Here is a 14,189-nt window from a genome sequence, read left to right as displayed (position 1 = left end):
GGTTTTGTACGAAATAAGGTGCGACTTCTTCACAAGTTGAATTTTTTCATGTTATCATATAGTTTAGGATTCCGATGATTGGAGGCAATCGATTTGTCTGATGAAAAGAAAAATAGAATTACGGTGGAAATTTATGGGCAGAAATATGTGATCGTTGGAACAGAAAGTCCGAACCATATTCGTGCGGTTGCAATGACGGTCGATGAAAAAATGAAAGAAATTAGCAATCGAAATCCCTTTTTAGATACGAGCAAAGTAGCGGTTTTGACAGCGGTGAATGCTGTTAATGAATATATGAAATTAAAAATGGAATTTGAGAAACTACAGGAACAGTTGGAAGAAAAAGAGAGATGATTTTTTCCTTTAAATACTAAATCAACTTTATAAGAAAAATTAATAAAATGAAGGGTTGTTTGAAATGTTAAACGTGATTTTATTAATCTTATTATTCATGGGATTCATCGTGGGACTGAGAAGGGGCCTCGTTTTACAATTGATTCATTTGACGAGCTTTTTTATCGCTTTCCTTTTAGCTGCCCTTTACTATGAGGAGTTAGCGCTTCGCCTTTCATTATGGATTCCCTATCCAACGATTGGCGATGGGACTACATTGCAAATGGTTTTAGATATGGTCAATGGGGAAGAGGCCTTTTACAAAGGAATCGCCTTTTTTCTCATATTCTTCGTCGTGAAAATATTGTTACATATCATCGGATCGATGATCGACTTTTTAGCGAATATCCCGATTATTAAGCAACTGAATGGATGGCTAGGTGCCCTGCTCGGTTTTTTCGAAGTGTATTTAATTCTTTTCGTCATCCTTTATATTCTTGCTTTGTTGCCGATCGAATACATACAAGATTTAATTAGAAATTCCTCAATCGCTTCTGGCATCATCGAGCATACACCGATTTTTTCGAAAAAATTGCAAGACATGTGGTTAAACTAGAGTTGAATGGCTTCTCTTTAAAAAGAGGAGTTTTTATTTGCATGAAGTGGACATTTGAGGAACAAGTCTATTATGTTCCATTCATTTTTACCTTAACCCTTGAAAAGAATGAATTCGTCTCATTGGAAATTTGGTAAACCTCTGGGATAAGAACGCAGTGAAACCGTAAAAATGAGATGATTCCCTTTGAAGAATACGTATCATTCCTTTTTTCGTTCGTTATAGAAGTGAATTCCATGCTCTTTGAATGAAGGTGTTGCTATGGTTCCAAACAAAAAAGACGTGATCCGTTTGTTGGAAAAAATCGCATTGTATATGGAATTGAAAGGGGACCATCCATTTAAAATCCAGGCGTTTCGAAAGGCGGCTAAAGTATTGGAAATGGATGATCGCTCCTTAGAGGAAATCGATCAGTTAACGGAACTTCCGGGAATTGGTAAGGGAATTGCAATGTTGATTAACGAATTTATTACAACCGGCCATTCCTCAATATTGGAAAAATTACAAGAAGAAATCCCTAAGGAGTTAGTATATTTATTACAAATTCCTGGATTAGGTGCAAAAACGATTGCAAAACTACATCAAGAATTGGGTATTCAAACGCTAGATGAGTTGAAAAGGGCATGTGTTGAAGGGAGAATACGAAAAATAAAGGGATTCGGGGAAAAAACGGAACGGAATATTTTACAAGGAATCGAACAGTTCAATAAAAAAACGTTCCGAATTCCACTTGCCCAAATGCTTCCGATTGCCAAATGGGTGGAGGATCGATTATCCGATATGAAGGGAATCGAAACCTTCTTTCGAGCTGGTAGTTTACGAAGGCTGAAAGAAACGTTAAAAGATTTGGATTTTGTCATTGCTACAAATCATCCGAAATACGTTCGGGAACAAATTTTACAATTTCCAAATATAAAAGATCGAATTAATGCTGGAGATTCGAAAATAACGTGCAAATTTTCCTTTGATTTTGATGTATCCGTCGATTTTCGTATCGTGTCCCCGGACAGTTACCCCACCACTTTACATCATTTCACAGGATCAAAGGATCATAATGTGCGAATGAGGCAAATTGCCAAGGCTCGGAAGGAAAAAATTAGTGAATATGGGGTGGAAAATACTGAAACGGGAGATTTTTTCACCTTTAGAAACGAGAAGGATTTTTTTGCCCATTTCGGTCTTCCATTTATTCCACCAGAGTTGAGGGAAGATGGATCGGAAATAGACAAGGTGGAAGAACTACCGGATTTAGTTTCTGAAGGGGATATCAAAGGCGATTTACATATGCATTCTAATTGGAGTGATGGCGTTCACACCGTTAGTGAGATGGTAGAAGCGTGTCGTAGACGGGGATATTCATATGTTGCGATTACCGATCATTCCCAGTTTTTGAAAATTGCCAACGGTTTAACGAAAGATCGGATTCGTCGGCAACTGGAACTAGTCAGAAAATTAAATGATCAATATTCCGATATCACGATACTCGCAGGAATCGAACTCGATATTTTACCAGATGGGTCGTTGGATTTGGATGAGGATATTTTACAGGAGTTAGATGTGGTAATCGCTTCCATTCATTCGGCCTTTCATCAATCGGAACGGCAAATTTTAAAGCGATTAAAAACGGCTTTTGAAAATCCGTACGTAAATATCATCGCCCATCCTACCGGTCGAATCATCGGTAGGCGAAAAGGGTATTCGGTCGATATTGAAAAATTGTTTCAGTTAGCGAAGGAAACCAATACGGCCCTCGAAATAAACGCGAATCCTAAACGATTAGATTTGAAACCAGAATATGTAAAAATTGGCAAAGAGATGGGTGTCAAATTCGTAATCAATACCGATGCCCATTCAAAGGAATCTTTGGCGAATATGGAAATCGGTGTGAAGTTTGCGAGGAAGGCATGGTTAAACAAACAAATGGTTTTAAATACGATGGATACCGATCAGCTCCTTCATTTTTTCAAACAGAAGAAAGAGGGAAAATCGGATTCATTTACTTGAAACTGTGAGTGAACATCAATGAAGGAGGCATTCTCCGTGAATCGAAAAGTGTTGGAAGTATTAGAATTTTATAAAATACGCAAGCAATTAATGGAGTTTACCCAGTCGGAACTTGGAAGGGATTTGGCGGAACAACTCTTACCCTCGACGGATTATGAAACGATTGTACGATTACAAGAAGAAACGGATGAAGCTGCAACCGTTTTACGATTAAAGGGATATGTTCCTCTTTCAGGGATTTTTCCAATCGCTTCATCTGTCAAACGGGCGGAAATCGGTGGAATCCTTTCCATCGATGAACTGATGAAAATTTCATCAACGATTCAAACCGCGCGCCAGTTGAAAAAATTTCTTCAGCCTCTGATTGAAGAAGAAGCGTTACCCATTTTAAAAAACAATATGGAACAAATGCACCCGCCTACAGAATTGGAACGCTTGATTAAACAGGCGATTGATGAAAACGGAGAAATTTTAGACGGGGCGAGCGATCAATTGCGTGGAATTCGAAAAGAAATCCGCCATCTTGAAGAAAAAGTTCGAGACAAATTGGAAATGCTTATTCGTTCTTCCGGGACGCAAAAAATGTTATCCGATGCTGTTATCACGATTCGAAATGATCGATTTGTGATTCCGGTTAAACAAGAGTATCGTAGCCATTTTGGGGGAATCGTTCACGATCAATCATCCTCTGGACAAACATTATTTATCGAACCGAAATCTGTCGTTCAGTTCAATAATGATTTGCATCAAGCAAAATTGAAGGAACAGATAGAGATTGAAAAAATATTATCGGCACTTTCCAATGAAGTAGCAACTTTCGCCCTAGAATTAAAACAGATGGAGTCCATTTTAAAACAGGTGGATTTTATGTTTGCAAAGGCGAGATTCGGTGCCCAAATGAAAGGTTCAAAACCAACAATGAATAAAGACGGGTATATGAAGTTGTATAGGGCTCGTCATCCCTTTATCCCAAGAGATGAAGTTGTGGCTAATGATATTGAATTAGGGAAGGATTTTACCACGATCGTCATTACAGGACCGAATACAGGTGGAAAAACTGTTACACTGAAAACGGTAGGACTGATTACGTTAATGGCACAAGCCGGTTTACAAATTCCTGCACAAGATGGCTCCCAAGTATCCATATTTGAGGAAGTTTTTGCAGATATTGGTGATGAACAATCGATTGAACAAAGTTTAAGTACATTTTCTTCTCATATGGTAAATATTGTAGACATTTTACAAAAGGTGAATTCGAAAAGTCTCGTATTATTCGATGAATTAGGTGCAGGAACGGATCCCCAAGAAGGGGCTGCGTTAGCCATGTCGATTCTCGATGAAGTCCATAGTCGCGGGGCTCGGGTGATAGCCACGACCCATTATCCAGAATTAAAAGCGTACGGATACAATCGACAAGGAGTCACGAATGCTAGCGTGGAGTTTGACGTGGAAACGTTACGTCCAACATATCGCCTATTGATCGGTGTTCCTGGACGAAGTAACGCCTTTGAAATCTCGAAACGATTAGGATTACCCGATTCCATTATCGATCGGGCAAAATCTCATATCCATCAGGAAACGAATACGATCGACAAGATGATTGCTTCTTTAGAAATGAGCAAAAGAAAGGCTGAAGAAGAGGAAAAACGGACGTTGGATATTTTGAATGAGGCAGAACAATTGTATCGGGATTTACAGGGGGAGTGGGAAAACTATCATAGACAAAAAGACCAACTGATGGAAAAGGCGAAACTGAAGGCGAAAACGATCATCGAACAGGCAGAAGCGGAAGCGGAAGAGATTATAAGACAGTTAAGACAAATGCAATTGGAAAAAGGTGCAGAGATTAAAGAACACGAACTAATCGAAGCAAAAAGACGATTATCGGAAGCAATTCCGGAGATTCCGAAGGAGCAGCGACCGAAAAAAGCTGGGAAACAGCATTTTCAACCGGGCGATGAAGTGAAGGTGCTTAGTTTCGATCAAAAGGGACATCTGATCGAAAAAATCAGTGAAAACGAATGGCAAGTGCAAATTGGGATTTTGAAAATGAACGTGGATGAAAAGGAATTAGAATTGGTCAAAAGTAAACCGACGGTGGAAACAAAGCCGATTGCGACGGTAAAGGGGAAGGAATATCACGTTCAAATTGAACTCGATTTACGCGGAGAACGATATGAAGACGCTATGGTAAAATTGGAAAAATATATCGATGATGCTCTGTTGGCCGGTTACCAACGCGTATCCATCATCCATGGGAAAGGAACGGGAGCACTCCGAACAGGGGTACAAAATTATTTAAAAAATCACCGTGCCGTCAAGTCCTTTCGATATGGGAATGCCAATGAAGGAGGAATCGGTGTGACGGTCGTCGAATTTAAATAGTTGTCCTATCCTTTTCCACTATAAACTATAAAAAGCAAGAATTACTAGAATTTACAACTGTTGATCAGTTATCATTATAGAAAACATATGAATGAGGGATCGGAATGAACAATTTTTGGGAAAATGAATTCGTGTTACAAACGGCCAATTATAGTATTACCGTTCTTTGCACACTCGTGTTCTTGGCAGTTTTCGAACTCGTCACAAAATATAATAACTGGGAAGAAATCAAAAAGGGAAATATTTCTGTTGCAATGGCAACCGGAGGGAAAATATATGGAATTACGAATATTTTCCGTCATTCTATCATGCATCACGATACGATTTTTGTCACGATTGGTTGGGGATTTTTCGGATTCTTCCTTATGTTAACAGGCTATTTTATTTTTGAATTTTTAACTCCGAAATTTAAAATAGATGAAGAAATTAAAAATGATAATCGAGCGGTCGGATTTATTGCCATGATTATTTCCATCGGGTTATCCTATGTTATAGGGGCAGGAATCATGTCAATTAAATAAAAGAAATCGGAATGTTTAATGGAAATAAAAATTCTGATTAGATGGGAGAGAGTAAGACTGGATAGGTTGGCGAAAATATTATTAGTCTTAGGAGGTTTATTCGTCATTTTCGGTGTCATTTATCTCCTATATTTTTCCTAATCGTTCTTCATGGATGAGGATGCCTGTTTTGTTAGGCATCCTTTTTCATTATGAAAAAAACCTAAGGAAACCTTTTGATCACGGGAAGCCTCGATCTATAAAAACTTCAACTCCTAATTGGAAATGATGAAAAAGAAAAATAAGTGAAAAAAGTTACAAATTAAAACAATTCAAAGTTATCGCACATTTCTCTTGTAACCGCTAACATCTTTTTATATGATAGTATGGAAGGGTATATTGCTTGTGAAATATTCGGATAACAAGGGGAGGGAGAATATGAGTAATAAACCATGGTTAAAACATTATCCCGCGGAAATATCTCCGAATCTCGACTACGAGGAAATTTCCTTGCAACAAATGTTAAAGAATACGGCAGAAAAATACCCAGAAAAAATTGCGATCCATTTCAACGGAAAGGAGTTAACGTACCGAGAACTGTATGAATCTGCCTTGAGATTTGCGGGATATTTGAAAATGATTGGGATCGAAAAGGGGGATCGGGTTGCAATTATGCTACCGAACACACCCCAGTCATTCATCAGTTTTTATGGTATATTGTTTGCCGGTGGTATTGTCGTTCAAACGAATCCGATGTATACGGAACGGGAAATTGCTTTTCAAATGAAGGATTCCGGTGCAAAAACAATTATCGCGTTAGACATTTTGTATCCCCGAATTATGAAGGTGAAAAAGGAAACGGACTTGAAACATATTATTGTGGCGAAAATTAAAGAGTATTTACCGTTTCCAAAAAATGTGGTCTATCCCTTTATTCAAAAGAAACAATACGGAATATCTGTCAAAGTGGAACATAGAGGAGATACCCATTTATTTTCAAATATTATGAAAGGTCCGATGATGGACGATCCCCTTATAAAAGTGAATTTCAAAGAAGACATCGCAATATTACAATATACAGGAGGAACGACTGGATTTCCGAAAGGTGTAATGCTCACCCATCAAAACTTAGCAAGCAATACACGTATGTGTGTCGAATGGCTGTACAAATTGAAAGAAGGGGAAGAAGTTATACTCGGCGCACTACCACTTTTCCACGTGTATGGAATGACTACGGTGATGATCTTATCGATTATGCAAGGGAATAAGGTTGTATTAATTCCAAAACCAACGCCTGATCTTTTATTGAAGACGATTCAAAGTCAAAGACCAACTGTTTTCCCTGGTGCACCGACGATGTATATCGGTTTGATTAACTATCCAGACATTGAAAAATACGATTTATCTTCGATCGATTCTTGCATCAGTGGTTCCGCCCCATTACCGGTAGAAGTACAGAACAAGTTCGAACAACTTACCGGAGGAAAACTCGTTGAAGGGTACGGTTTAACAGAAACATCCCCGGTCACCCATGCTAACCTTTTATGGGATGGAAAAAGAGTGAAAGGAAGTATCGGTATTCCTTGGCCGGATACGGATGCAGAAATTCGCTCGTTGGAGACGGATGAGCCATTACCACCTGGAGAAGTTGGCGAGTTAGTGATTCGTGGTCCGCAAGTGATGAAAGGGTATTGGAACCGACCGGAAGAAACGAAACAAACGTTGAAAGATGGTTGGCTTTATACAGGGGATATGGGTTATATGGATGAGGAAGGATATTTTTATATCGTCGATCGGAAGAAGGATATGATTATCGCTAGCGGATTTAATATTTATCCTCGTGAAATTGAAGAGGTCTTTTATGAACACCCTGCTGTCCAAGAAGTTGTCGTAGTAGGTGTACCCGACCCATACCGGGGTGAAACGGTAAAGGCATTTATCGTTCTTAAAGAAGGTGCAAAAGCTACCGAAGAAGAATTTAATGAATTCGCAAGAAAACATTTGGCTGCTTACAAAGTTCCAAGGCTTTATGAATTCCGAGATGAATTGCCGAAAACGACGGTCGGAAAGATTTTAAGAAGACAGCTTGTGGAAGAGGAAAAGAAAAAACAGCAACAATTGGAAGAAAAGAAGGCGTAAATAATTGTAAAAAATATAGAGAGGATGTAAATCATCAATTTTTGAGTTTTTTTTTCTGTTTAAAATAGGACAAGTACTCATTTCGGTTGACAAGTGAAAGCGGAAAAATTATTATAGAAATATGAATGATTATTCATTCATATTTCTAATTGTTTTTCAAGAATATTATTCCATTATCAAATTTATACAGAAAAGGTGTCATTTCATGAAAACACAAAAACCGAAATACAAACAAATTATTGATGCAGCCGTTATTACAATTGCAGAAAAGGGATATCACCAATGTCAAGTGTCCAAAATTGCAAAGCAGGCAGGTGTGGCAGACGGAACGATCTATTTATATTTCAAAAATAAAGAGGATATTTTAATTTCCGTTTTTCGAGAAAAGTTAGGTCAGTTTGTCGAGTCTTTGGAAAATGTAATTAAGGAGAAAAAAAAGGCTTCAGAAAAATTACATTTGTTGATTGAAAATCATTTTCGAATTTTATCAGAAGACAACAAGCTTGCAGTACTCACCCAATTGGAATTGCGGCAAACAAATAAGGAACTACGGAGACAGATTAATGAAGTTTTGAAGGGGTATTTAGTTTTAATCGATCAAATTATTGAAGAGGGAATGGAAAGTGGCGAATTTGATGCTAAATTGGATCGTCGTTTAATTAGACAAATGATTTTTGGTACGATCGATGAAACGGTCACAACATGGGTGATGAATGAACAGAAGTATGATTTGGTGGAACTGGCTCCGAAAGTCCATTATATGTTGATCAACGGATGCGGTCATCCTTCCAAAAAATAAAAGGATCATTCTAAACAAAGGGGTTCATTATAAAAAGATATATTCTATATAAAGGGGGATGGGAAATGGAATTTTTACAGTGGAAATTGGAAAGTAAGACGGCAATCATTACGATTGATCGGCCACCTGCCAATGCTCTTTCTTCCTCTTTGTTAGAGGAATTGGACGAATTATTAAAGGAATTGGAAACGAATAAAGACGTTCGAGTACTCGTTTTAAGAGGTGAGGGGAGATTTTTCTCAGCTGGAGCAGACATTAAAGAATTTACGACAGTGCGTTCCAGTTCGAAATTCGTCGAACTGGCAAAAAGAGGGCAGCAATTGTTTGAAAGGATGGAGAGGTACCCGAAACCGATTATCGCATCGATTCACGGTGCTGCATTAGGGGGAGCGTTAGAACTAGCCATGGCGTGCCACATTCGCATCGTAAGTGATACGGCAAAGTTAGGACTTCCTGAACTACAATTAGGAATCATTCCAGGCTTTGCTGGAACACAACGATTGCCAAAATATGTAGGTACTTCGAAAGCGGCAGAAATGATGCTAACGAGTGAACCGATTTCAGGTGTGGAAGCAGTAAAATGGAAATTAGCCTCCCGCTCATATCCGGAAGAGGTCCTCTTTGAAGAAACGATGAAATTAGCGAAAAAAATTGAAAGAAAAAGTCCTGCTTCTATGAAGGCAGTACTTAACTTACTCAATTACACGAAATCAGCCCAATTTTACGAAGGCGTGGAACAAGAGGCGAAATTATTTGGTGAAGTATTCGATACGTTAGATGCAAAGGAAGGCATCCAAGCATTTATTGAAAAAAGGGAACCCGTGTTCACTGGGAAATAAGAAATCCGTTGATTCGTGATTTCTAGGGTTTGTGAAAAACGGATACAGGAGGGAGATTTCATGAACATTTATGTTCTTTTAAAACGAACCTTTGATACAGAGGAAAAAATCACCCTATCAAACGGTCAAATTAACGAAGAAGGGGCAGAATTTATCATTAATCCGTATGATGAGTATGCAGTTGAAGAAGCGATTCAAATTAAAGAAGAACATGGTGCGAATGTAACCGTTGTCACTGTCGGTGGAGAAGAAGCAGAAAAACAATTACGTACTGCGTTAGCAATGGGTGCGGACCAAGCGGTCTTGATTAATACTGAGGAGGATATTGACGAAGCGGATCAATACACTACAGCGAAAATTATAGCTGAATATTTGAAAGAAAAAGAGATCGATCTCATTCTTGCAGGAAATGTAGCCATTGATGGGGGATCGGGACAAGTTGGACCTCGAGTTGCCGAACTACTAAATATTCCTTACGTGACGACAATCATAGATTTACAAATTGATGGAGATCGTGTAAATCTTGTTCGTGACGTGGAAGGAGATGAAGAAAAAATTGAAGCGACCCTTCCCCTTTTAGTCACAGCACAGCAAGGATTAAATGAACCGCGATATCCGTCCTTGCCTGGAATTATGAAAGCGAAGAAAAAACCATTGGAAGAGTTAGAATTGGATGATTTAGATCTGGATGAGGAAGATGTGGAAGCAAAAACGAAACGAATTGAAATCTTTTTACCATCGGAGCGACAAGCTGGGAAAATTTTAGAAGGAGAATTAGATGAACAAGTAAAGGAACTCGTTTCCTTGCTTAGGAACGAAGCGAAGGTTATTTAATCGTGTATACGAACAGGAGGGTTGAAAATGACACGAAAAGTATTAGTGATGGGAGAATGGAAAGAAGGTAGTTTGCGTAATGTATCCTTTGAAGCAATTTCTGCTGGAAAAACGATTGCTGAAGGCGGGGAAGTCGTCGGTCTTTTATTAGGAGAGACGGTCAAACCTTTAGCAGAGTCACTCATTCATTTCGGTGCTGATCGGGTAGTGATTGTAGAAGATGAACAATTGGCAAAATATACGACCGATGCGTTTTCCCAGGCGCTTATGGCCGTTATAGAAAAGGAAAACCCAGATGCGATCGTCATGGGGCATACTGCTTTAGGAAAGGATTTGTCTCCAAAGATTGCAGCAAAATTAGACACCGGATTAATTTCTGATGTGACGTCTATCGAAATTGAGGGAGGCAATGTCGTCTTTACCCGTCCGATTTATTCCGGAAAAGCCTTCGAGAAAAAGATTTTCACAGACGAAAAAATTTTCGTTACCATTCGGCCAAACAATATTCCTTCGTTACCAAAGGATGAAACGAGAACGGGAGATATTACCTCCCTTTCACCGGAAATAAAAGATTTGCGCACCGTTGTGAAAGAAGTTGTTCGGAAAACGAGTGACGGGGTCGATTTATCAGAGGCGAAGGTGATTGTAGCTGGAGGAAGAGGAGTGAAAAGCGAAGAAGGTTTCCAAGTACTCCAACAATTGGCCGATGTATTAGGTGGTGCAGTTGGAGCTTCCCGTGGAGCATGTGATGCGGGATATTGTGATTACTCTTTGCAAATAGGTCAAACGGGGAAAGTTGTAACACCAGATTTATATATTGCTTGTGGAATATCAGGTGCTATTCAACATTTGGCGGGAATGTCAAATTCGAAGGTCATCGTTGCAATTAATAAAGATCCGGAAGCTAATATTTTCAAAGTCGCTGATTATGGCATTGTCGGTGATTTGTTCGAAGTCGTTCCGTTATTAACAGAAGAATTTAAAAAATTAAAAGTGGAAGCCTAATCGATGAATCCTTCAGTCCGTTCCGATTAAAATAGGAGCAAGAAGATCAGTTGGGACAAAGGGAAACTTTCCTATGGAGCCGTTCCGTTTAAAAATTCGGAACGGTTTTTTGATGCCAAAAAGACGAAATTTTCGAAGTTTTAACGATTTAAAAAAGGATTACAGTCCGTTGAAAGGCGAATCTGAGTTTCAATAATTGTTTTTTTTGTAGGGGGTAGGGTATAATAAAAGGCAGGTAACGATCAATTTTTCCTGCCTAACTTTGAATCGTTTTTCTCAAAATCTTTTTATTCGCTTCAGCAACAAAACGGTGTTATACTGACCGTAAGATAAGTTTTGATTAGGAGGTATTTCAATGGCAATTACGCATTTAACAGATGAGACTTTTGCGCAAGAAACAAGTAAAGGGCTAGTTTTGACGGACTTTTGGGCAGCATGGTGTGGCCCTTGCCGAATGATCGCTCCGGTATTGGAAGAAATTGATGCGGAAATAGGCGATAAAGTAAAAATTACGAAACTCGACGTGGATCACAATCAAGAAACTGCTGCAAAATACGGTGTTATGAGTATTCCAACGTTAATTTTGTTTAAGGATGGAGAAATTGTTGACAAGGTAATCGGTTATCGCCCGAAGGAAGCACTTGTTGAAGTTATACAAAAGCACTTATAATAATGGAAAAGAATGTCGAGGGGTATGCCAAAGGGAAAACGCTTTTGGTATACCCCTTCTATTTTTCTATACATTCCTAACTTAGCCAAATTCAGTTCCCCTAAAATTCCCCTTTATTTCATCCTTGTTGCGGTTTCTTATATTCTTCCTTTCCTTACTTTCTACAATTTATTGACGATGGAAAAAAGACGATAATCATGTATAATTTTATAAGAAATATTGGAATCTCGATGGAGTGAAATCAATGAACGGAAGGAAAACCATACAAGAGAAATTGGCCCTTCTTCCCGATCAACCGGGCTGTTATTTAATGAAAGATCGGCAAGGGACCGTGATATACGTCGGGAAAGCGAAAATATTAAAAAATCGGGTACGATCTTATTTTACCGGTTCCCATGACGGAAAGACCCAAGCCTTAGTCAATGAGATTGCCGATTTTGAATACATCCTTACATCTTCGAATATTGAAGCGTTAATTTTGGAAATGAATTTAATTAAAAAATACAATCCGAAATACAATGTTATGCTTAAAGATGATAAAAGTTTTCCATTTATTAAATTAACTGCTGAACGACACCCACGTCTCATAATCACTCGAAAGGTAAAAAGGGATAAGGGAAAATATTTCGGTCCGTATCCGAACGTATATGCGGCAAAGGAAACAAAAAAGCTGTTGGATCGGTTGTATCCGTTGCGAAAATGTTCCACATTACCGAATCGGGTTTGTTTATATTACCATATCGGTCAATGTTTAGCTCCTTGTGTCCACGATGTTTCAGAGGAGACGTATAAAAGGATGACCGATGAGATAACGAAATTTTTAAATGGAGGACACCGGGAGATTAAAAAGCAGTTAACGGAAAAAATGTATGAGGCTTCCAAACAATTGGATTTTGAACGAGCGAAGGACTATCGGGATAAAATTGCCCATATTGAGGCGACGATGGAAAAACAGACGATGGTTTCAACCGATTTCGTCGACCGGGATGTGTTCGCTTACGCAGTTGAAAAGGGATGGATATGTGTACAAGTGTTCTTCATTCGCCAAGGAAAGATGATCGAACGGGATGCTTCCATGTTTCCAATTTACAGAGAGCCGGAAGAAGAGATGCAAAGCTTCCTCGTCCAATTTTACGATCAAGCAAACCACTTTAAACCGAAGGAAATTTTATTGCCTGAAGAAATGGATGGCGATTTGCTCCAGGAATTGCTCAATGTGAAAATCCTTCGTCCGAAAAGGGGACAAAAAAAGGAACTCGTTAACTTAGCGAAAAAAAATGCAGAAGCGGCACTTCGAGAGAAATTTTTGCTAATGGAACGGGATGAGGAACGAACGATTAAGGCAATTGAACAGTTAGGAACAGAGCTGGGCATCTATACACCTTATCGAATTGAAGCCTTTGATAATTCAAATATTCAAGGAACAAATCCGGTATCGGCTATGGTTGTATTTACAAACGGCAAACCGGATAAAAAAGAATATCGGAAATATAAAATTAAAACAGTGGAAGGGCCGGATGATTACGGTTCGATGAGAGAAGTGATTCGTCGGCGATATACACGGGTTTTAAAGGAAAATTTACCATTACCTGACCTCATTTTAATTGATGGAGGAAAGGGACAAGTTGAGGCGGCTAAAGAAATTTTAGAAGATGAGCTCGGCTTAACGATTCCGATCGGAGGCCTTGTAAAGGATGAAAAGCATCAGACATCGAATCTATTATTCGGTGATCCGTTACAAATCGTATCCCTTCCACGAAATAGTCAGGCATTTTATTTATTACAACGAATCCAAGATGAAGTTCACCGATTTGCCATTACTTTCCATAGACAAATACGAGGGAAGGCGATGTTCCAATCGATTTTAGATGACATTCCAGGCGTAGGGGAAAAACGGAAAATGAAGTTAATCAAACATTTCGGATCTTTAAAAAAGATGAAGCAGGCAACGTTAGAAGAATTTCTGTCCATCGGTATTCCGAAAAAAGTAGGGGAGAATATTTTGCAAAAATTGTCGGAGGAGGATTAAATTCCTTTACATTTCGATTTGCCGAATGATTCATTA

12 protein-coding genes are annotated in these 14,189 nt (G+C 38.8%); all 12 read left to right on the top strand.

The features are described from left to right. Positions 1–93 precede the first annotated feature (93 nt). The 12 genes from zapA to uvrC all read left to right on the top strand — a co-directional run bounded on the left by zapA (position 94) and on the right by uvrC (position 14,153). Positions 94–354: a cell division protein ZapA gene (gene zapA / locus OE105_RS08340; RefSeq protein WP_338030901.1), complete on the top strand. Its 261-nt coding sequence runs from the start codon at positions 94–96 to the stop codon at positions 352–354. 64 nt (positions 355–418) lie between these two features. Then, entirely contained in the window at positions 419–949 is a 531-nt protein-coding gene (locus OE105_RS08335) for a CvpA family protein (protein WP_275419743.1), read from the top strand. Positions 950–1,210: 261 nt separating this feature from the next. Further along, entirely contained in the window at positions 1,211–2,953 is a 1,743-nt protein-coding gene (gene polX, locus OE105_RS08330; protein WP_275419742.1) for a DNA polymerase/3'-5' exonuclease PolX, read from the top strand. Positions 2,954–2,989: 36 nt separating this feature from the next. Further along, positions 2,990–5,338: an endonuclease MutS2 gene (locus OE105_RS08325; protein WP_275419741.1), complete on the top strand. Its 2,349-nt coding sequence runs from the start codon at positions 2,990–2,992 to the stop codon at positions 5,336–5,338. Positions 5,339–5,442: 104 nt separating this feature from the next. Next, complete coding sequence (locus OE105_RS08320; RefSeq protein WP_275419740.1) at positions 5,443–5,859, top strand: DUF350 domain-containing protein; 417 nt, start codon at positions 5,443–5,445, stop codon at positions 5,857–5,859. Positions 5,860–6,276: 417 nt separating this feature from the next. After that, positions 6,277–7,977: a long-chain-fatty-acid--CoA ligase gene (locus OE105_RS08315; protein ID WP_275419738.1), complete on the top strand. Its 1,701-nt coding sequence runs from the start codon at positions 6,277–6,279 to the stop codon at positions 7,975–7,977. A gap of 205 nt (positions 7,978–8,182) precedes the next feature. Next, complete coding sequence (locus tag OE105_RS08310; protein WP_275419737.1) at positions 8,183–8,776, top strand: fatty acid metabolism transcriptional regulator FadR; 594 nt, start codon at positions 8,183–8,185, stop codon at positions 8,774–8,776. 65 nt (positions 8,777–8,841) lie between these two features. Next, positions 8,842–9,615, top strand: a complete 774-nt coding sequence (locus OE105_RS08305; RefSeq protein WP_275419735.1) for an enoyl-CoA hydratase — start codon at positions 8,842–8,844, stop codon at positions 9,613–9,615. Between the two features lie 60 nt (positions 9,616–9,675). After that, positions 9,676–10,449, top strand: a complete 774-nt coding sequence (locus tag OE105_RS08300; protein ID WP_275419734.1) for an electron transfer flavoprotein subunit beta/FixA family protein — start codon at positions 9,676–9,678, stop codon at positions 10,447–10,449. Between the two features lie 27 nt (positions 10,450–10,476). Then, positions 10,477–11,454, top strand: coding sequence for an electron transfer flavoprotein subunit alpha/FixB family protein (locus tag OE105_RS08295; protein WP_275419733.1), 978 nt, complete (start codon positions 10,477–10,479; stop codon positions 11,452–11,454). A 355-nt stretch (positions 11,455–11,809) separates the two neighbouring features. After that, entirely contained in the window at positions 11,810–12,124 is a 315-nt protein-coding gene (trxA, locus tag OE105_RS08290; protein ID WP_275419731.1) for a thioredoxin, read from the top strand. A gap of 244 nt (positions 12,125–12,368) precedes the next feature. Beyond that, positions 12,369–14,153: an excinuclease ABC subunit UvrC gene (uvrC, locus tag OE105_RS08285; RefSeq protein ID WP_275419730.1), complete on the top strand. Its 1,785-nt coding sequence runs from the start codon at positions 12,369–12,371 to the stop codon at positions 14,151–14,153. Positions 14,154–14,189: the final 36 nt, after the last annotated feature.

This window comes from Fervidibacillus halotolerans (genome assembly GCF_026547205.1).
Classification (GTDB): Bacteria; Bacillota; Bacilli; order Bacillales; family Caldibacillaceae; genus Fervidibacillus; species Fervidibacillus halotolerans.
This window is presented reverse-complemented; position numbering and strand designations above follow the sequence as displayed.

What these genes read in the sequence shown, in the direction of transcription:
- OE105_RS08335 (WP_275419743.1), top strand. Translation starts at nt 419, where the DNA reads ATGTTAAACGTGATTTTATTAATCTTATTATTCATGGGATTCATCGTG.
- polX (WP_275419742.1), top strand. Translation starts at nt 1,211, where the DNA reads ATGGTTCCAAACAAAAAAGACGTGATCCGTTTGTTGGAAAAAATCGCA.
- OE105_RS08320 (WP_275419740.1), top strand. Translation starts at nt 5,443, where the DNA reads ATGAACAATTTTTGGGAAAATGAATTCGTGTTACAAACGGCCAATTAT.
- OE105_RS08315 (WP_275419738.1), top strand. Translation starts at nt 6,277, where the DNA reads ATGAGTAATAAACCATGGTTAAAACATTATCCCGCGGAAATATCTCCG.
- OE105_RS08310 (WP_275419737.1), top strand. Translation starts at nt 8,183, where the DNA reads ATGAAAACACAAAAACCGAAATACAAACAAATTATTGATGCAGCCGTT.
- OE105_RS08305 (WP_275419735.1), top strand. Translation starts at nt 8,842, where the DNA reads ATGGAATTTTTACAGTGGAAATTGGAAAGTAAGACGGCAATCATTACG.
- OE105_RS08300 (WP_275419734.1), top strand. Translation starts at nt 9,676, where the DNA reads ATGAACATTTATGTTCTTTTAAAACGAACCTTTGATACAGAGGAAAAA.
- OE105_RS08295 (WP_275419733.1), top strand. Translation starts at nt 10,477, where the DNA reads ATGACACGAAAAGTATTAGTGATGGGAGAATGGAAAGAAGGTAGTTTG.
- trxA (WP_275419731.1), top strand. Translation starts at nt 11,810, where the DNA reads ATGGCAATTACGCATTTAACAGATGAGACTTTTGCGCAAGAAACAAGT.
- uvrC (WP_275419730.1), top strand. Translation starts at nt 12,369, where the DNA reads ATGAACGGAAGGAAAACCATACAAGAGAAATTGGCCCTTCTTCCCGAT.